Source organism: Campylobacter sp. B0100352/1 (genome assembly GCF_020135855.1).
Taxonomy (GTDB): Bacteria; Campylobacterota; Campylobacteria; order Campylobacterales; family Campylobacteraceae; genus Campylobacter_D; species Campylobacter_D taeniopygiae.
The window spans coordinates 1-398 of record NZ_JACHTP010000115.1 but is presented as its reverse complement, the minus strand read 5'-3'; the positions used below and the strand labels follow the sequence as shown (position 1 = coordinate 398).

Annotated in this window: 1 pseudogene; it reads right to left on the bottom strand. The window is 39.7% G+C overall.

Annotated features, from left to right (window positions below):
• Positions 1-398: pseudogene (locus tag H2279_RS08785) on the bottom strand (flagellar hook protein FlgE); the annotation flags it as partial.

The following is a 398-nucleotide window of genomic DNA, read 5'->3' as shown; positions in this document are numbered from 1 at the left end:
CCTAGGCTGTCTGTGTAGGAGGTAACATTAAAATTCATATTTTTAGCATTTGTAGTTTGTGCTGTATTCCCAGCACCTGCATTTGCAGGTATGGTTGAACTTTCATTTGCATTAGTGATAGAAAAGGCACCTGAGTCATTGACAGTTACTTTGACATCTTGATTGATATCATCTGCATCATATCCTTTCATACCATCACCATCATAATCTACCCCATATCTGGCGTCTCTTTGTAAGAGCTCTCTTAGATCTTCGGTGGTATGGAAAGTTCTTGCATCCGTATTTCTTAAACCACCTTGTATCGCATCATAATAATTCTTTGAAGCTGGATCAGTAGGAGCTTGTCCAGTTGTTCCTGCTTCAAATCCTTTTCCTCCATCAGGGTTATACATAGGAGG